At 41.7% G+C, this 18757-nt stretch carries 13 protein-coding genes; 9 read left to right on the top strand and 4 right to left on the bottom strand.

The genetic code is table 11. From position 1 onward, the window contains the following. Nucleotides 1-463 precede the first annotated feature (463 nt). Nucleotides 464-1471 (bottom strand): lipoate--protein ligase, encoded by a 1008-nt coding sequence (locus tag NRE15_RS12205; RefSeq protein WP_313793160.1) that lies wholly within the window; start codon nt 1469-1471, stop codon nt 464-466. Between the two features lie 56 nt (nt 1472-1527). Continuing rightward, nucleotides 1528-3339 carry a beta-glucuronidase gene (gene uidA, locus NRE15_RS12210; RefSeq protein ID WP_313793161.1) on the bottom strand — a complete coding sequence of 604 codons (1812 nt, stop codon included), beginning with the start codon at nt 3337-3339 and terminating at the stop codon, nt 1528-1530. 273 nt (nt 3340-3612) lie between these two features. Here uidA and nrdD point away from each other — a divergent pair, with 273 nt between their 5' ends. From nrdD to NRE15_RS12225, 3 genes are all read left to right on the top strand, one after another. Beyond that, entirely contained in the window at nt 3613-5856 is a 2244-nt protein-coding gene (gene nrdD / locus NRE15_RS12215) for an anaerobic ribonucleoside-triphosphate reductase (protein ID WP_313793162.1), read from the top strand. Between the two features lie 31 nt (nt 5857-5887). Continuing rightward, nucleotides 5888-6460, top strand: a complete 573-nt coding sequence (nrdG, locus tag NRE15_RS12220; protein ID WP_313793163.1) for an anaerobic ribonucleoside-triphosphate reductase activating protein — start codon at nt 5888-5890, stop codon at nt 6458-6460. 527 nt (nt 6461-6987) lie between these two features. Beyond that, nucleotides 6988-7668 carry a DUF4386 domain-containing protein gene (locus NRE15_RS12225; RefSeq protein WP_313793164.1) on the top strand — a complete coding sequence of 227 codons (681 nt, stop codon included), beginning with the start codon at nt 6988-6990 and terminating at the stop codon, nt 7666-7668. 67 nt (nt 7669-7735) lie between these two features. On the opposite strand, the gene NRE15_RS12230 is transcribed toward NRE15_RS12225, so the two are convergent. Next, nucleotides 7736-8362, bottom strand: coding sequence for an HD domain-containing protein (locus tag NRE15_RS12230; RefSeq protein WP_313793165.1), 627 nt, complete (start codon nt 8360-8362; stop codon nt 7736-7738). A gap of 433 nt (nt 8363-8795) precedes the next feature. On the opposite strand from NRE15_RS12230, the gene NRE15_RS12235 reads away from it, so the two are divergent. Together NRE15_RS12235 and NRE15_RS12240 are read left to right on the top strand one after the other, a co-directional pair. Next, nucleotides 8796-9935 carry an ArgE/DapE family deacylase gene (locus tag NRE15_RS12235; RefSeq protein ID WP_313793166.1) on the top strand — a complete coding sequence of 380 codons (1140 nt, stop codon included), beginning with the start codon at nt 8796-8798 and terminating at the stop codon, nt 9933-9935. A gap of 31 nt (nt 9936-9966) precedes the next feature. Then, the gene (locus NRE15_RS12240; RefSeq protein WP_313793167.1) at nt 9967-10830 is read left to right on the top strand and encodes a GNAT family N-acetyltransferase; all 864 of its coding nucleotides are present in this window, start codon (nt 9967-9969) and stop codon (nt 10828-10830) included. A 509-nt stretch (nt 10831-11339) separates the two neighbouring features. Here the strand turns inward: NRE15_RS12240 and NRE15_RS12245 are convergent. Continuing rightward, the gene (locus tag NRE15_RS12245; protein WP_313793168.1) at nt 11340-13313 is read right to left on the bottom strand and encodes an ABC-F family ATP-binding cassette domain-containing protein; all 1974 of its coding nucleotides are present in this window, start codon (nt 13311-13313) and stop codon (nt 11340-11342) included. Between the two features lie 201 nt (nt 13314-13514). On the opposite strand from NRE15_RS12245, the gene NRE15_RS12250 reads away from it, so the two are divergent. The 4 genes from NRE15_RS12250 (at nt 13515) to groL (ending at nt 18749) form a co-directional block, all read left to right on the top strand. Then, nucleotides 13515-14180: a redox-sensing transcriptional repressor Rex gene (locus NRE15_RS12250; RefSeq protein WP_313793169.1), complete on the top strand. Its 666-nt coding sequence runs from the start codon at nt 13515-13517 to the stop codon at nt 14178-14180. A gap of 68 nt (nt 14181-14248) precedes the next feature. After that, nucleotides 14249-15439, top strand: coding sequence for a M20 family metallopeptidase (locus NRE15_RS12255; RefSeq protein ID WP_313793170.1), 1191 nt, complete (start codon nt 14249-14251; stop codon nt 15437-15439). Between the two features lie 1327 nt (nt 15440-16766). Continuing rightward, nucleotides 16767-17033, top strand: a complete 267-nt coding sequence (locus tag NRE15_RS12260) for a co-chaperone GroES (protein WP_313793171.1) — start codon at nt 16767-16769, stop codon at nt 17031-17033. An 81-nt stretch (nt 17034-17114) separates the two neighbouring features. After that, complete coding sequence (gene groL / locus NRE15_RS12265) at nt 17115-18749, top strand: chaperonin GroEL (RefSeq protein ID WP_313793172.1); 1635 nt, start codon at nt 17115-17117, stop codon at nt 18747-18749. Nucleotides 18750-18757 lie beyond the last annotated feature (8 nt).

The raw sequence follows: 18757 nt of genomic DNA on the forward strand, positions 1-18757 counted from the left end.
TTGGTAAAACGAACTACATTTATATAGTTCGTCGAGTGAACGAACTACATTTATATAGTTCGTCGGGTAAACGAACTACATTTATATAGTTCGTTGGTAAAACGAACTACATTTTTATAGTTCGTTGGTAGAACGAACTACATTTATATAGTTCGTTGGTAAAACGAACTACATTTATATAGTTCGTCGAGTGAACGAACTACATTTATATAGCTCGTTGGTAAAACGAACTACATTTTTATAGTTCGTTGGTAAAACGAACTACATTTATATAGTTCGTTGGTAAAACGAACTACATTTATATAGTTCGTTGGTAAAACGAACTACATTTATATAGTTCGTTTCCGATTCGGAGCTAACTTTCTCACATACGTTTTGGACCACCCACCCCACAACCCAAAAAAAGAGACTGCTCGCACATGTAAATGCGGGCAGTCTCTTTAATTAAACCCAGGTCAATGAATTATTCAAATAATTCTCTAACAAATTCTTCAGCAGTCACGTTGCCGATGTATTTATTAAGGTCTAGTTCATTCAAAGCATCAATCATGGCTTGTTTATCAAATCGCACGCCAACTAATTGGTTTTCCACATCAGCAATATCGCCTAGGCCAAAGAAATCGCCGTAGATTTTAGCTGAAGTAATTTTACCATGGTCCACGTTAATACGGAAGTCTACAAAACCGAATGGGAATTTGTGGCTTTCGTTAATATCGAACTTAGGTGATTGACCATAGTTCCAATCCCAATTACCCATACGCTCTTCCCGTAACTTCATCACGCCTTCCCAGATTTCATCCGTAAGTTTGAATTCTGGCACTTCTTCACGCGTTTCAACTCCAAAGATTTCTAATAAGATGCGGTCGCGGAATTCTTCCGTGCTTAAGTTTTTATATTCATCGTTCACGTAAGGCTTGATATTGGTTACCCGTGAGCGCACGGACTTGATACCCTTAGATTCAATCTTTTCTTTACGTGGTTTTAAAGCGTTATTAACCTCATCCAAGTCAGAATCAAACAAAATCGTTCCATGGGCGGTCATACGACCGTCTTTAGCGTACATAGCGTTCCCGCTAAATTTCTTGCCGTCGATTAACAAGTCGTTACGACCTTGTAATTCCGCTTCGGTCGCGCCCATTTTATGTAAGGCTTCAATTACAGGTTTAGTAAAACTTTGGAAATCGCGGAAGGTACCGTCATCATCTTTAATGAAACAAAATGAGAAATTACCTAAATCGTGATACACCGCACCACCACCTGACATCCGACGCACGACTTGAATACCGTGTTCTTCGATGTAAGGTTGGTTCACTTCTTCAATCGTATTTTGGTTACGCCCAATAATAATTGACGGTTCATTAATATAGAACAACAAAATTGGCTCGTCGACTAAACGATTTTCAACCAAATAAGTTTCTAAAGCAATGTTGACCGAGGCATCGTAATTATTTCCATTATCCACAAAAATCATTTAAACAGTCCTTTCAAATTTAGCATACTTCTATGATACCACTTTTTCAGAAAAGTTTAAGCTTTATAATCAAAGTTAGGAATATGATTCCAACGTTCGGAAATCGAGCGAACGGTCATTTTTGGTTGACGATCACGAGTAAATATCCCCTTTTTATTCCCTTGGACACGATTAATCCCTATTTTAGTCGCAAAATCCGCAAAGTTCCACAACTGCTCACCGACGAAGTTGTCGAATTCGTCGAACACCCGGTGGTTCATGGCGTAATAATCTTCTTGGAATTCCTCAGTAAATGGCGCTGCTTCCATCGAATGCAAGCCGGCTACCGTATCAGCTCCGTATTCAGTATACATAATTGGTTTTTCAGGATATTTTTCTTGCCATGCCAAGAGTTCACCGCGTGTTTGTGCTTCGGCTGTGTCTAAGTCACCATGGCTGACATACCATCCATAATAACGATTTAAACAAATAACATCGACTAAGCTACTCACTAAATCGGTTTGTGGATTCGACATCATAATATGAATTAATGTGAGGGGGCGTTTTTGTGGATCTAATTCACGGGCTAATTCAAATAAAGGTGTAAAGTATTCTAAGGCACCAGGGCTATAAGTAGCTGCTTCGTTGGCGATAGACCACATAACCACACAAGCATGATTTTTATCACGCGTAATCAGTTCACGGATGACTTGTTCATGGGCAGCCGTCGTGTCAAGCGAAGTAAAGGTCGCGTCATTAAAGTTGCCATCTTCTAAGATACTGACATCAAAATTAAAGGACTCCATGATTCCCACACCGGTTGTTTCATCAATCACAACAATCCCTTCGCGATCGCAGAGGCGCATCATTTCCTCAGAGTAAGGATAATGTGACGTTCTAATTGAGTTGGCGCCGATACGTTTCATGAGTTGAATATCTAGAACATTAGCGGCATTGTCTAAACCGCGGCCGTGGATATGCGTGTCTTCGTGTTTTCCAAAACCTTTAAAGTAGAAAGGTTTTCCATTAATTAAAAATTTACCTTCTTTGACTTCAACACTTCGAATGCCAAAAGGTTCGCTATAGCTGTCGAGTATATCGGAGCCGTCTTTTAAGGAAACTTTGGCAGTATATAAATAGGCTTTCATTGGTTGCCATAACTGCGGGTTTTCAATAACAAGCGCTTCGTTAAGGTCGCCTGAAGCCACTAATTGGTCCTCTTCGTCAAATAATTCAATCAACACTTGATGTTGATCCAATTGATGGGTTTTAACAGCGATATTTATTTGGGCTTTTGAAAAATCCTCGTTCAATTGTGGGTTAATCGCAATATCGTCAATGTAATGTTTGTGGGTGGTGTATAAAATCACGGGACGATGGATGCCGGCGTAATTATAGAAGTCGAAGTTTTCATCGACTTGGCGCACTAAACGGCCGTGGGCGTCAGTGGTTTCGGAATAGTTTCCGACCGGCAAGGTGGTGTGGTCGAGCATATTGCTTAGGCGGACGGTCAAACGGTTGTTACCGGCAACGGCAATGTCGGTGATATCCATTTCAAAAGGAGTGAATCCACCTTTATGGTGACCAATTTCTTGACCATTTAGGTAAACCCAAGCCTCGTGAGTGGCGGAACCAAAGCGTAAAACTTTACGTTCGGCAGCTATTAAGTGGGGGAGTTGGAAGTCAGTTTGATACCAAAAGTAGCCAACGTGGTTGCGGATAGCGTCAATGGACACTTGGTCATTAAAGGAAGCTGGAACAGCAAGGCTTAAACTATCAGTCAGGACTTGGTCAGGTGTGAAGTCACCTTTTTCGTCATCGACTTTAAAACGCCAAATGCCACTCAGATCTTTAGTCGTGCGTGTGGGTGTATCAATCGGATATAACATAAATCTTTTCCTCCTTAAATAGTTGTTGACTATATTATAAACTAGTCGTTTTGATTAAGCGAAGGATAAGGTGTAAAGCTTTTTGAGAAGTTTTTAATAAAAACGTTGGGTCAGCGTTTTGCGAGCTAACTTGAAACGGCAACTAATAAGCACAATATATTGATTCCAATTTTGATTTTATACACAATATGTAGTTGATATTTAGATTAAAAAGATTTATAGTAGGAGTATCATAAATAAAATTCATCGTAAACAGAGAAAGAGGGAGCCAATATGTCTGAACAAATAGCAACACCTATGAATGAAACTTATAAGTCAAGCCAACCCATCCAAGTGAAGAAACGTGATGGTCAGACTGTCGCTTACCGACTTTCTCAAATTACCCGCGTATTAAAGCAACTTTTGGCTAACGAAGCTGTGTCTGTTGAGGCACTGAGTCAAGACGTTGAGCGGATTATTTTTAGCCAAACAAGTAGTGAGATTACTACCCAACGCATTGCCTTGATTGTGGTTCAAGTGTTAAATAATCACAAATTGTATGATGCGGCTGAGGCTTATCAAGCTTTTTCGAAAAAACAACAAGCCTATAAAGCGTCCCAATATGATGTGACCTCAAAATTGGAGGAATTAACGTCTGGCTCCCACACAGTGGTCAATGAAAATGCCAACAAAGACAGCCGGGTGTATAATACAGCGCGTGACTTAACGGCGGGAGTTAGTGCTAAAGCGGTGGGCATTAGCATGTTGCCGCAAGCAGTGGCTAATGCCCATTTAAAAGGGGATATTCATTATCACGATCTTGATTATCATCCTTATTCACCGATGACGAACTGTTGCTTGATTGATTTTAAAGGGATGTTAAGTGAAGGCTTCCACATTGGTAATGCTGAAGTGGAGTCACCTCGTTCAATTAATACGGCTACGGCTCAAATTGCGCAAATCGTGGCGAATGTAGCCTCCTCTCAATATGGGGGGTGTAGTGCGGATCGAATCGATGAAGTTTTAGCACCTTATGCACGCTTGAACTTTGAGAAACATCTGCAAACCGCCCAAGAGTGGATTGAAGATCCCGCACAGCATGAAAAGTTTGCCTACAACAAAACAGAAAAAGATATTTATGACGCGATGCAAAGTTTAGAATATGAAATAAATACCTTGTATTCATCCAATGGACAAACGCCTTTTACCACTTTAGGTTTTGGTTTGGGGACAGACTGGTTTAGCCGTAAAATTCAAGAAGCCATTTTAGAGGTACGCATCCAAGGATTAGGTCGTGAAAAGAGAACCGCCATCTTCCCTAAATTGGTCTTTACTTTAAAAGATGGGGTTAATTTAAAACCAACCGACCCTAATTATGATATTAAACAAAAAGCGGTGGATTGCGCCACTAAGAGAATGTACCCCGATGTTTTAATGTACGACAAGATTGTTGAATTAACGGGAAGTTTTAAAGCACCGATGGGTTGTCGTTCCTTCTTACAAGGTTGGACCGATGAAAATGGCGTTGAAGTCAACAGTGGGCGGATGAATCTAGGCGTTGTCACACTCAATATCCCCCGGATAGCCATGGAAGCGCAGGGCGATATGGAAGAGTTTTGGACCATCTTGGATGAACGCATGGACGTTGCCAAGTCCGCTTTGTTGTACCGCATTGATCGTTGCCGTGAAGCCTTGCCAGAAAATGCACCAATTATGTATCAGTATGGGGCTTTTGGTGAACGCTTAGCGACCGATGAACCGGTGGATAAATTATTTAAAAACAAACGCGCAACCATTTCTTTAGGCTTTATTGGTTTATACGAAGCTGCGACTACTTTTTATGGTCCTGATTGGGAATCCAATCCTGAGGCCAAAGAATTTACCTTGGATATTTTACGTAAAATGAAAGAAAATACAAACGCTTGGGGTGACGAATATGGCTATCATTTCAGTGTTTATAGCACACCATCGGAAAGTTTAACCGACCGCTTCTGTCGTTTAGACCGCGAAAAGTTTGGGGAAGTTGCCGATATTACGGATAAAGATTACTACACTAATAGTTTCCATTATGATGTCCGCAAAGACCCAACTCCTTTTGAAAAAATAAATTTCGAAAAAGATTACCCGCAATATACGGGGGGTGGCTTTATTCATTATTGTGAATATCCTAATTTACGTCAAAATCCTGCTGCCTTAGAAGCTGTATGGGATTTTGCCTATGACAAAATTGGTTATTTAGGCACCAATACGCCGATTGACCAATGTTTCGAATGTGGTTTCAAGGGCGATTTCGATCCAACCGCACGTGGATTCCGTTGCCCACAATGTGGTAACAGCAACCCTGAAACGTGTGATGTGGTGAAAAGAACGTGTGGTTACTTAGGGAACCCACAAATTAGACCGATGGTTAAAGGGCGTCACAAAGAAATTAGTGCCCGAGTGAAACATGTAAAAGATGAACAAATTAATGGTGAAGGCACGCGTGCCATGAATAAAGAAACACGGATGCGTATTTTGAGCCATTTAGATAAGTATTAGGGATATTTATTGAAAGGAATGGGGTTTGAGGATGGTTTATAATCCTAAACCGGCGGAGTGGACGGCCGAGCGATTTACCCAGCGCAAGATTGCGGATTACAAGCCCTTTAACTTTGTGGACGGGGAAGGCGTGCGCTGCAGCATTTATGTCAGTGGTTGTCCCTTCAATTGTGCTGGTTGCTATAATAAAATTGTGCAAGATTTTAATTATGGCGTGGACTATACGGCTGAACTTGAAAATCAAATTATAGAGGATTTGCGCCAGCCTTATGTGCAGGGCCTGACCTTGTTGGGTGGCGAGCCCTTTTTGAATACGCCGGTGTTGTTGCAGTTGGTAAAGCGCGTCAAGCAGGAGTTCGGGGACACCAAGGACATTTGGTCTTGGAGTGGTTACTACTACGAGGAGCTTTTGGAGGAGACCGACGACAAGTTGGAGCTATTGTCCTATGTCGATATTTTGGTCGATGGCCGCTTTGAGCTGGCTTTGCGCGATCTGACTTTGCGCTTTCGTGGCAGCAGTAATCAACGAATTGTTGATGTGCGTGCTAGTCGAGCGGCGGGCGAGTTGGTTTTGTGGATGGACGGCCAATATGATGCCATTTAAATAAATATCACTGCTTTTAACGGCAGTGAGTAGTGAACAACCTTTTGAATTGCTGAGGAAATTTGGCGATTTGAAAGGTTGTTTGTTTTGGGGTGGTATGTGGTGAGAGCGCGAACGTTTTGTGGGGTTTTCCAGATTGCGTTAGTAAGCGGGAAGTAACGAACCGCGTTTTTATGTATTAATGACCATGTTTTTGGTGAGTTTTGGTTATTTCAAATGTGTTTGGCAATCATATATACCCATTACCGATTTCCATATATGCGTTTGCCAAACGTATATACCCTTTTTCGATTTCCATATATGCGTTTGCTAATCACGCTTGATTTTAAAGAGACGAGTCGCAGTAAGTGGGAAATGAAGGGCTGCTATTGACACTCAGAATAATCGAAGTGACATTAAATCCGTATGATGGCATATAAAACTTGACAAAATGTAAAGTATGATATACATTATGTTTATAAAAGCTTACATGGTGAAAAGGTCAATGTATTTGTTGGTGTCTTTTGAAATAAAAGGAGATTAGGAAAATGAATACTTTACAAAAATCAGCTAAATTAGTGGGTGTTCTGTTTATCATCGGGACAGTTTCGGGTATTTTTAGTTTAAATACAGCTTCACTTTTGAATGCACCGGATTACCTTGTTTTGCTTGCAGAAAATGAAACCGCTCTTAAGTTCGGGGTGCTTTCTGTTTTGATAATGGGGTTTTCACTTTCTATGATGTCAGTGGTATTGTACCCGGTTATTGAAGCGTATAGTGAAACGTTAGCTCTTGGATCGGTTATTTTCAGAGGGGCTCTTGAACTCGTCTGTTACTTGGCGATTGCTATTTCTTGGCTTTTACTTTTGTCGGTTAGTCAAAGTTATGTTGTTAGTGAAAGTCGTGCTATGACTGAATTTCATTTAATGGGTGAGACTTTACAAAGCATGGCTAATTTGAGTGGAAGTGTTGGGTTAGATTTGGTATTTAGTTTAGGATCGATTATGATTAACTATGTATTGCTTAAGACAAACTTGTTGCCAAAGTGGTTATCGATTTGGGACTTGGTTGGGGCTGTGCTGTATTTGCTGACGCCAATATTTTTGCTGTTAGGTTATGATTTGACGTTTTTGCAGGCTGTTCTAGGTGTGCAAGAAATGGTTATGGCAGCTTGGTTAATTGTGAAAGGCTTTAATGAATCTGCTTATCTTAAAATATTATCCGTTTGAAAAAAAACACCCCATAGCCATTTATAATTTATGGCTATGGGGTTAGTGTTTGAGGCAGAGATATTTGTTATGATTTTGCGATGTTTTGGTAGCTTTGGATAAAAAGGGGTTTGAATTGTGATTCGTCGGCTAAAATGTCACGGATTTCTTTGATTTGTTGAGTGTTTTTGTCTGTGTTCAGCCAAAAGTGCATGTAAGAATTTGCGCCGTATTTTTCAATCATGTGGCTGTATACGGCCTTGTAATTTTCTTCCATGGTAGCATGGGGTGCGTAGCTCAATTGAAATTGAATGCAGCGTTCCAAGACGCGGTCGAATTGGATGTCGCGGTCTGCTTCGGCGATAATTTTGCCATAAATCGACCGCGGCGGCTCCTGCCTTGAAGCGCGATGATCCTCCGCCGCCTCACCCATCACTTGAATTTGCTCCTCTGTAAAAAACCCCTTTAAATAAATATCCCCTTCAATCAACTGGCGTGATGCGGCTTCATGCCCCTGTCGCCCTTGTTGCAATCCAATATCGTGATAAACCGCAATGGTGTATACCATATCAAGGTCAACCTCATAATCTGCCGCTATTTCTAAGCTATTCTCAATAATTTGATAAACATGGTCTGGTTGATGCGCCCCATCAAAGTTTTTGTATTGGGGAATAATTTCATTTTCAAAATAATTCTGTAAGTCCGGATGAATCATCGCTGCACCTCTTATTTTAATTAATTTCGATGGAAAGTGAAGGAAAGGTAGTTTACATGTCGTAAGTGGAATATTCTAGTTGAGTTAGTTCCACTTAATGTAAGCGGGAAGTGGATGAGCCTTTATTTGCGATGCATCGACGCGATAAAAGACTGATTCTCTATAATGCATCATCTTAGTTTGCTATTTTTTCAGAAAACTCTAGTTAAAAAGATTATTCTGGCCACTGCTAACGGAGCAATGACTCGAAGAAACATTTGCCTAATAAATAGGGTGAATTTCCTCCATAGGTGGGTTTGTAGGCTGACGGTCATTTACTTTCCACTTCCATAAGTATAGCATAAGGCAGTGGTATTTATTAGATGGTTTTGTTTTAGGATTTTGAATTGTGCGTGTATACTAGAGGTAGAAAATAAACATAGGAGGCGGAATGATGGAACGTGAAGAGAAGATTGCGGTCTTGCAAGATGTGATGCGGATGAAGTCGGTGAATGATCACGAGACTGAGGTGGCGACTTACTTGAAGGATTTGCTAGCGGAACATGGGATTGATTCGGAGCTGGTGCATTATGAAGGTGACCGGAGTAATTTGGTGGCTGAGTTGCATGGGGCTGAAGCGGGGAAAGTCTTGGGTATTAGTGGGCATTTGGATGTGGTGGCTGCTGGGGACGAATCGGAATGGATTCATCCGCCGTTTGATGCGGTGATTGAAGATGGCAAACTTTATGGTCGTGGATCAACGGACATGAAAGCAGGGACGGTTGGTTTGGTCATCGCCATGATTGAGTTGAAAGAATCTGGTCGTCCATTTAAAGGGACAATCAAATTGTTGGCGACTTTTGGTGAAGAAATCGGCACGCTAGGAAGCAAGCAATTAACTTCTTTGGGTTATGCGGATGATTTAGATGGTTTGTTGATTGCTGAACCGAGTGGACCCAATGAATTGGTTTCGGCGCATAAAGGCTCCATCAGCTATAAAGTGGTTTCGAAAGGTAAGTCTTCGCATAGTTCGATGCCTGGTGAGGGGATTAATGCCATTAACCAGCTGAACGCATTTATTACACGCGCGAATGCGTCCATGCAAGAAGTGGCAGATGAATATGAAAGTGAAAAATTAGGTCGGACGACGCAAGCGATTACGTTGATTAGTGGGGGAACGCAGATTAATAGCATTCCTGAGCGTGCAGAACTTGAAGGCAATATTCGTTCGATCGCGGAATATGATAACGATAAAATTCAAGCGAGATTAACAGCGATTATTGATGAAATTAATCAAGAAATCGACGGCAGTCTTGAGCTGACTTTCACACAAAATAATTTTCCGGTGGATAAACCGAGTGATAATGATTTAATTTTGGCTGCACAAAAAGTGGTTGGTGATTTGCCTGTGGTGGGAATTTCGCCAACAACGGATGGAGCCCAGTTTACGCAAGCGGACAATCATTTTGACTTCTTAATTTTTGGTCCTGGCGAACCTAGCCTGCCCCATCAATTAAATGAATTTGTCAAAGTAGAGGAGTACCTGTCATTTATTGACATTTTCCAAGATATTTTCGTGACTTATTTAGCATAATCAATGACATGTTTAGGAGTGCAAGTGTAGTATGAATATTGAAGGTTTTGCTTCATTGAGCCCAAATCAAATGGAAGCAATTACGGCGTTAGAGCGTCTGGTTCACCAACATGACGGGAGTTATCGCAATATTTATTTAGAAAATCGGTTTAATTTTGACCCTGCTATGCCGGCATTTTGGCTAGCTACTGAAAATCAACAGCTGGTTGGCTTTCTTGCGATATACGCTGACACGCAGGAAGATGCCGAATTTTCGGTCATCGTCCATCCGGCGTATCGGCGCCAAAAAATCGCTAGCCAGTTGGTGGCGGCCGCTAAAAACATTGTGCGGCAATACCAAATCAAGCAAGTCATTTACGTCGCCGAATTGAGCTTCATCCAACAATCCCCCTCATGGCAAGAAAAATTCCGTTGGAATCCCAGTGAAACAGAACTAATCATGCAAACTCCTCAACTAAATATCCCTGCGTCTCGCGCTGTGAGTGCTTATAAACTGCGCCAAGTGGCGCAAGCCGATGGTCCTGCTATTGCTCGGATACAAAGGGAGACGTTTGGTGCTAGTGAGGATGAAACCAAGCGCGACCTTGCGGCAGCTTTTGAAGATGAGTCACACCGCTTGTATGTTTTTATCGATGAGGCAGGTCAGGTTGTTGGGTCGACTTCGGTCAATTTAACACCAGACCATTACTACTTTTTCGGTTTAGCTGTCGGGTTGGATTATCAGAATCAAGGGGTAGCGTCGGCTTGTATTCCATTACTAATGCAGGAACTTTGGCAAGAAAAGCCTTTGCCCTTTCGCTTAGCCGTTAATAAGGATAACGGGGCAGCCCGTCATGTTTATGGAAAGTGTGGGTTTGAAGAAATAACCGAAGTAGTGTATCTGAGTGAGAAATAAGTGTGGTTTATTTGAGGTATCGAAGGATTAGGGCTTATATTGGACCATTTACTGGCGTATAGGTCGGGCAGCTGTGCCGGGAAATTGAATTTGGTGGCACGGTGACACCCAAATCGCTGCCGTCTTGCGTTATTATACTGATTTACTGCTTATAGGTCAGCTGAGTTTTGTCGCTCGGCTGGCTTTTTTGGTGTTTTGATGTTTTTTGATGGTGAAAGTGGAATATTCCAGATGAGTTTGTTCCACTTAGTTGGTTAAGTGGACTGACCGCGCGACAAGATTGCCAGAATTTGTCTCGCGCTATAAGACCGCGCGACAAGATTATCTGAAAATGTCTCGCGCTATTGATTCTTAAATGCTCATATATATTCCACTTACGACATGTAACCACCTATTAAGCTCATTGCTACAAAGCAATGCCATCCATATCCAATCCAATCCAACCTAACCCAACAAAGGCTGTAGCACATTCAAAATGCTACAGCCTCTTCTTTATCACACTTATTTTCTTATCCCTTCAACTCAGGATGTTCTTCTAAAAAAGCTTCTAACTCTAAACTAGCGGTTTCCCATTGTTCCAATGTTTCTTCTTGCTGGCGTACTAGCTCGTTTAATTCAAGGGTTAAATCATGCAGTCGAGCTTGATCGTTTTCTTGAGAAGCAGTGGCCATTGACTCATGGAGCGATTCAATTTTTGCTTCAAGCGCGTCGTTTAATTGAAGTGACTGATCAACAGTGATATTTAGTTTACGTAGTTCGCGTTTTAAGATCTTGCTTTGTTCGTAAGATTGAGCGGTGGTTGGCTTGGTGTTTGAAACATTCACGGGAGACGTTTCGGCGTTTTTCAGGGCTTCAATGGCGGCGAGCTCCGCTTTTTTGGCGATGTAATAATCGTAATCCCCGAGATACAACGTCGAGCCGTCAGCGGAAATTTCCAAAATTTTGGTTGCGATGCGGTTGATGAAATAACGGTCGTGTGAAACAAACAAAAGGGTGCCATTATATTCAATCATCGCTTCCTCAAGAATTTCCTTGCTGTCGATGTCTAAGTGGTTGGTTGGCTCGTCGAGTAACAAGGTGTTGTCATGTTCGGTGGCCAACAAGGCTAAAGACAGACGGGCTTTTTCTCCACCACTCAGCATCGAGACTTTCTTTTCAACGGTCTCGCCCGTGAATAAGAAACTCCCTAAAATACTACGGATTTTCCATTCATCAGTGTTGTCATGGGCTTGCCATAAGGTTTCAAGCACAGTCAACTCAGGATCCAAGGTATTCACATTTTGCTCATAATAACCAATGGAAACGCCAGTTCCCAATTGAAAGGATCCCGCTAAAGGTTCAAGCACTCCAATGAGCGTTTTCAAAAAGGTTGTTTTCCCAACCCCATTAGGACCAACGATAGCAATCGCATCGTGGCGACGTAAATCCATATTAAGGTTGGACGCAATCAAGTTGTCTGGCGCGTAGCCAATCGCTAAATCGTTGGCTTCGATGACACGCTCGCCGCTGTTATTTTCAGCAATAAATTGGATACGCGGTGCGCGTGCATCTTGTTGCGGTTTTTCAATGCGTTCCATTTTTTCAAGTTGTTTGCGGCGGCTTTGAGCCCGTTTGGTGGTCGAAGCACGCACGAGATTACGGGCAACGAAATCTTCTAATTTACTAATTTGCGCTTGTTGCTGGGTATATTGTTTCATTTCTTGTTCCATGCGATTGGCTTTTTCTTCAATATAATACGAATAATTCCCCTTATAGGTATGCAAGGTATTTAGTCGGAGTTCAAGGACTTGATTGGCCACTTTATCTAAAAAATAACGATCATGTGAGACAATGAGTAAAGCCCCGCGATAACTCAGTAAATACTGTTCTAACCAAGCTAACATATCCATATCCAAATGGTTGGTCGGCTCATCTAAAATGAGCAAATCGTACTTCATTAAGAGAAGCTGCGATAAAGCTAAACGTGTTTTTTGCCCGCCTGACAAGGATTGGACCGGGGTATCGTAATCTTCTTCATAAAAGCGGAATCCATGCAAAACCGTCCGGATTTCTGATTCAATCGCATAAGCATTTTCTTCTTCCAATTGAACCAATAGACGATCATAAGTGTTCAAAGCATCTTGATAGGCCTCACTGCTTGGGTCATCGGATAAGGCAGCTAGTTCTTCCGCCACCACCGCCGCTTGATCACGCATGGTGAGGGTATCACGGAAAACATAAAGCATCTCTTCCCAAATCGTCCGAGTCGAATCAATCGCCACATGTTGTTCCAAATAGCCAATCCTAACATCGCGCGCTTTTGAAATCGTCCCACTGGATAAAGGTTCAGTTCCCATTATTTGTTTAATTAAGGTTGATTTACCCGCACCATTCCGCCCAACTAGGGCAATGCGGTCATTGGTTTGGATACTAAAAGACACATCTTCATAAAGAACCGTGTCAGCAAATCGTCTAGCAACCTGATTGGCTTGTAATACAATCATTATAATTCTCCTTCGTTATCTAGCTAACATTGATTATACCAAAACAGTACATAAATAGTAGCACAAAACTGTACTAAAAAAGATTGTTAAATAATTAGTTAACTTTAGTACCATAAAATCAAATACGATGTTATACTATTAACAAATAGATTTGATTCAGTTTACTAAATCAAAAACTGAATTGTGAAAGTGGGTTGAAGAATGAACAAAGAAATACCAAAAGCAACAGCCCGAAGGTTACCAATTTACCATCGTTATTTACGTTTCTTGCAAAATGCAGGAAAAAAACGTGTCTCTTCTACTGAACTTGCTGATGCCGTTAAAGTAGACAGTGCGACCATCAGACGTGATTTCTCATACTTTGGTGCTTTAGGTAAACGAGGATATGGCTATGATGTCGATTATTTGTTAGAATTTTTTGGGAAAACACTCAATCAAGATCGCTTGACTAACGTTGCGCTCGTTGGGGTTGGGAGTTTAGGTAATGCACTGATCAACTATAATTTCAGAAAAAATCACAATGTCCGTATCGGAGCTGCTTTCGATATCAATCCTGAAGTCATCGGAACCATTCGTTCCGGCGTGCCAATCTACTCCATGGATGATCTTGAAGAAATGATTGAACAACAACAAATTGAAGTAGTTATTTTATCAGTTCCGCAAGAAGCCGCCAGCTCTGTCGTTGATCGCCTTGTTAAATCAGGCATCCGTGGCATCTTGAACTTTACGCCACTACGCTTTGATGTCCCTAAATCGGTTCGCGTGCAAAACGTCGACCTAACCAATGAATTATTGACACTAATCTACTTTATTGACAGCAATATGGATGATGCCGATGATGATTCGGCATATTTCGAACAAAACTAACCTTTAGCACCCCCTGTGGTGCTTTTTTTGAATAAATATCGCTGCTATAAACCCAAAGGAGTTGCTTTATGACAACAATCAACGAAACCGAATTGAACCAAGCCATTCAAGCTAAAACTGAATCGTTGCTAGCTGAGTTTGAGGCTTTAAGTCAGTACATATATGCTAACCCAGAATTAGGCTTAGCCGAATTTAAATCATCCCAAGCCCATGTTGATCTCCTAGAAAAACACGGCTTCAGCATTGAAAAACCTTACTTAGGTTTTGAAACAGCCTTTCGTGCCACCTACGCTAGCTCAAAACCCGGCCCAACGATTGCTTTGTTATCTGAATATGATGCTTTGCCAGGTATTGGACATGGTTGCGGACATAATTTACTAGGAGCAACCGACACAGGCGCAGGCATTGTACTGCGATATTTTGTCGATACCTATGGTGGGACGGTTGTTGTCCTAGGAACGCCAGCCGAAGAAACCAACGGTGTGAAAGTAGATATGGCAGCCGCAGGCACCTTTGATGATATTGATATTGCCCTATGCACCCACCCATCCGATAATTATTACGAAAGCGGCCGTTCCATGGCCATGGAAGCCATCGAATTTCGTTTTCACGGCAAAACTGCGCATGCAGCGTCCAATCCGTTTGATGGGGTAAATGCTTTAGACGGGGTCCTACAGTTATTTACGGGGGTTAGTTTAATGCGCCAACAAATGCACCCAACGGCCCGTGTCCACGGCATCATTTCAGACGGAGGCAAAGCTGCGAACATCATTCCCGATTATGCTGCCGCCCAATTTTATATCCGTGCCCAAGATAAACCCTATTTAGCCTACCTCCACGATCGGATTATCGTCATCGCCGAAGCAGCCGCCCAAGCCAGCGGTACCCAAATGGAGTGGTTCCATTACGAAAAAACCTATCTTAATTTACAAACCAACCCCATCCTCTCAAATAAATATAACCAAAACATGGCTGCGTTCGGCATTGAGATGCAACCGGCCAACGAGGATTTCGGTTCTTTAGATATGGGGGATGTCAGCCAAGTCGTTCCCGCCATCAACCCTTACTACGGTATCACAGGCGGTAAAGCCGTCGGCGGTCATACGGTCGAGTTTCGCGAATGGACGCTAACCCCCGAAGGAGTAGACGGCATGCGCAAAACCATCAACGCCCTAGTAAAGACCTCTCTAGATGTGATTACCCAACCCGATTTGTTAGCCGAAATCAAAGCCAGCTTCGCAGCGCAAGTAAAAGGGTAAATTAAGTTTGTGAAGCCCTACCTACAATTAAATATAACATATCAAAAAAGCTGCTTCACGCAACCTCTCTCAAGATTTATTGAGCGAGGTTGCGTTTTTATGTCATGCTTTTACAAAATGAGGCTTTTCGCAAGAAGATAACTGCTTTTTGCCATTAAATCAAACAATGAGTTTGCGCAAAGTAAATGGGAAGTGTAGAAACGGGTTGATTGCGGATACAGTATCCCGTTAGACAAAGTAAGTGGGAAGTGAATAACCGTCATTTCTCACTTACGTGGGCGCACACATATTGGAGCATTTGTTGTGAGCGTGATGTGGAGCGCACACATATTGGAGCATTTGTTGTGAGCGTGATGTGGAGCGCACACATATTCGGGCAGTTGTTGTGTGCGCGAGCTCAGGCGCACGCAAGAAATGTCGCTTGTTGTGTGCGTGAACCTAAGCGGGAAATGTGTGATCATTAAATAAACGACAAATTAGGCTATTCGGTCATGAAATTAGGTATTTGGTGACCGATTAGCTTTATTTAAAGTTCGCTCACTTCCAGCTTACCTCCCAACCGCCAGAGAGAAGTCTGAGAGGCGGATTGGCTCTCCCAACCGCCAGAGAGAAGTCTGAGAGGCGGATGGGAGAAAAAAAGGCGACTTGTTAATTTGACGGTCTTTCACTTCCCACTTACGTTTATTGTCATGAGGAAAAATCTGAGTGACAATGGGACGGTCCGTCACTTCCCACTTACAGACAAAATATTCTTAATTTGGTGGTGAAGCCTAAGCGTTTCCTCGCCGGCAATTAAAATAGGTGGCGAAGCTCCTGCCAAACGGCGACTCATTTGATGACCGATTAGCTTTACTTGACGTCCGATCACTTCCTGCTTATCGGATGGCGAGTCCCAACCGCCAGAGAGCGATATGAGAGGCGGATGGCGAGTCCCAACCGCCAGAGAACGACACGAGAGGCGGATGGTAAGTCTCAACCGTTGGGAAACGTATATATAGAAATCATAAAACGTTATATACGATCAGTAACGAGTAAGACCAATGGGTGATATTAGTATAGTGTGAAGTGGCAGACACTTGTAAAAACTTGCACCACTTTAAATCTAGTTAGTTTTATGATGAACACTTTAACTTCTACCCCCTTAGAAGTTAAAGCATCATCCAACCACCTATATTTATAAAAGGACTTTCATAAATCTTTATAAAAAATAAAACATTTTTTTTGCAGAAAGACTTGCTTTTTATGGCTAAATGGCTTATGATTATAAATGTGTTAGCACTCTAATAGTTTAAGTGCTAATTTCTAAAATAATCGGAGGGATTTAAAAATGCTAAAACCATTACAAAAGAGAATCGTTATTGAATATCCAGAAGTTGAAGAAACGACCGCTAGTGGATTGGTATTACCAAGCTCTGCTAAAGAAAAGAAACAAACAGGTTTCGTTGTATCAATCGGTAATGATATTGACGATGAAGATGGCATCAAAGTTGGCGATCAAGTTATCTTTGAGCAACACGCCGGTACTGAAGTTACCTACGAAGGCAAAGATTATTTAGTAATTGATATTAAGCATATCCTAGCGGTATTAGCTTAAGTTCACGTTTTAAATAGAAGATATTTATTAGAAAAGATGACGCAGTTCATCTAAACCAAAAGAAAAGGGGAAAATAATTTTATGGCTAAAGAATTAAAATTTTCAGAAGATGCACGTGCTTCCTTATTACGCGGGGTTGATATTTTAGCAAACACAGTTAAAACAACTTTAGGACCAAAGGGACGTAACGTCGTTTTAGATAAAACATATGGTTCACCATTAATCACTAATGACGGGGTAACGATTGCACGTGAAATTGAATTAGAAGACCGTTTTGAAAATATGGGTGCTCAATTAGTTTTAGAAGTGGCTTCAAAAACTAATGATGTGGCGGGTGACGGAACAACAACCGCAACCGTTTTAACCCAAGCCATTGTGCGCGAAGGGATGAAAAACGTTACAGCGGGTGCTAATCCAGTAGGCGTGCGTCGTGGGATTGAAAAAGCAACAAAAGTAGCAGTTGATGCTTTGAAAGACTTGTCTCAAACCGTCGATTCTAAAGAAGCGATTGCACAAGTAGCTTCTGTTTCATCTGGTGACGAAGAAATTGGTCGCTTAATCGCAGATGCAATGGAAAAAGTTGGTAAAGACGGTGTTATTACGATTGAAGAATCTAAATCAATCGAAACTGATTTATCTGTCGTGGAAGGTATGCAATTTGATCGTGGTTACTTGTCACAATACATGGTAACAGATAACGAAAAAATGATTGCTGATTTGGATAATCCAGTGATATTTATTACGGATCGTAAAATCAATAATATCCAAGATATCTTGCCATTATTAGAAGAAGTGATGCAATCCGGACGTCCGTTGTTAATTATTGCGGAAGACATTGAAGGTGAAGCATTACCTACGTTAGTCTTGAACAAATTACGTGGAACATTAAATGTCGTGGCTGTTAAAGCACCTGGCTTTGGTGACCGTCGTAAAGAAATGTTAGAAGATATTGCTGTTTTAACAGGTGCTACCGTTATTTCTGAAGAATTAGGTTATGAATTGAAAGATGCGCGTCCTGAACATTTAGGTCAAGCAGGTAAAGTTAATGTAACGAAAGATTCTACAACCATCATCGAAGGTGGCGGTTCTAGTGCTGCGATTGCTGATCGTATTAACTTAATCCGTGCTCAAGCTGAAGATACAACATCTAGCTATGACCGTGAAAAATTACAAGAACGTTTAGCTAAATTGTCTGGTGGGGTTGCAGTCATTAACGTAGGTGCAGCTACTGAAACAGAACAAAAAGAACGCAAATTACGTATTGAAGATGCTTTGAATGCGACACGTGCAGCAGTTGAAGAAGGTATTGTTGCTGGTGGTGGTGTGGCCTTTATCAGTGTTCAAGATAAAGTTGCCGCTATTGAAGCTGAAGGCGATGAAGCGACAGGGGTTAAAATCGTTGTCCGTGCGTTAGAAGAACCTATTCGTCAAATTGCTCATAATGCAGGTAAAGAAGGCTCTGTTATCGTTGACACTTTACGTCGTTCTGAACCAGGTATTGGTTATAACGCTGCTACAGATACCTTTGAAGATTTAATTCAAGCAGGTATTGTGGATCCAACTAAAGTGACACGTTCGGCTTTACAAAATGCTGCATCTGTTGCTGCCTTATTGTTAACAACTGAAGCCGTTGTTGCAGAAATTCCTTCTGATAACGATGCCTCAGCAAATGCCGGTGGTGGCATGGGTGGCGGCGGCATGGGCGGTATGATGTAATCACCGTT

The organism is Fundicoccus culcitae (assembly GCF_024661895.1).
GTDB classification, from domain to species: Bacteria; Bacillota; Bacilli; order Lactobacillales; family Aerococcaceae; genus Fundicoccus_A; species Fundicoccus_A culcitae.

What these genes read in the sequence shown, in the direction of transcription:
- NRE15_RS12205 (WP_313793160.1), bottom strand. Translation starts at nt 1,471, where the DNA reads ATGATTTTTGTGGATAATGGAAATAATTACGATGCCTCGGTCAACATT.
- uidA (WP_313793161.1), bottom strand. Translation starts at nt 3,339, where the DNA reads ATGTTATATCCGATTGATACACCCACACGCACGACTAAAGATCTGAGT.
- nrdD (WP_313793162.1), top strand. Translation starts at nt 3,613, where the DNA reads ATGTCTGAACAAATAGCAACACCTATGAATGAAACTTATAAGTCAAGC.
- nrdG (WP_313793163.1), top strand. Translation starts at nt 5,888, where the DNA reads ATGGTTTATAATCCTAAACCGGCGGAGTGGACGGCCGAGCGATTTACC.
- NRE15_RS12225 (WP_313793164.1), top strand. Translation starts at nt 6,988, where the DNA reads ATGAATACTTTACAAAAATCAGCTAAATTAGTGGGTGTTCTGTTTATC.
- NRE15_RS12230 (WP_313793165.1), bottom strand. Translation starts at nt 8,362, where the DNA reads ATGATTCATCCGGACTTACAGAATTATTTTGAAAATGAAATTATTCCC.
- NRE15_RS12235 (WP_313793166.1), top strand. Translation starts at nt 8,796, where the DNA reads ATGGAACGTGAAGAGAAGATTGCGGTCTTGCAAGATGTGATGCGGATG.
- NRE15_RS12240 (WP_313793167.1), top strand. Translation starts at nt 9,967, where the DNA reads ATGAATATTGAAGGTTTTGCTTCATTGAGCCCAAATCAAATGGAAGCA.
- NRE15_RS12245 (WP_313793168.1), bottom strand. Translation starts at nt 13,313, where the DNA reads ATGATTGTATTACAAGCCAATCAGGTTGCTAGACGATTTGCTGACACG.
- NRE15_RS12250 (WP_313793169.1), top strand. Translation starts at nt 13,515, where the DNA reads ATGAACAAAGAAATACCAAAAGCAACAGCCCGAAGGTTACCAATTTAC.
- NRE15_RS12255 (WP_313793170.1), top strand. Translation starts at nt 14,249, where the DNA reads ATGACAACAATCAACGAAACCGAATTGAACCAAGCCATTCAAGCTAAA.
- NRE15_RS12260 (WP_313793171.1), top strand. Translation starts at nt 16,767, where the DNA reads ATGCTAAAACCATTACAAAAGAGAATCGTTATTGAATATCCAGAAGTT.
- groL (WP_313793172.1), top strand. Translation starts at nt 17,115, where the DNA reads ATGGCTAAAGAATTAAAATTTTCAGAAGATGCACGTGCTTCCTTATTA.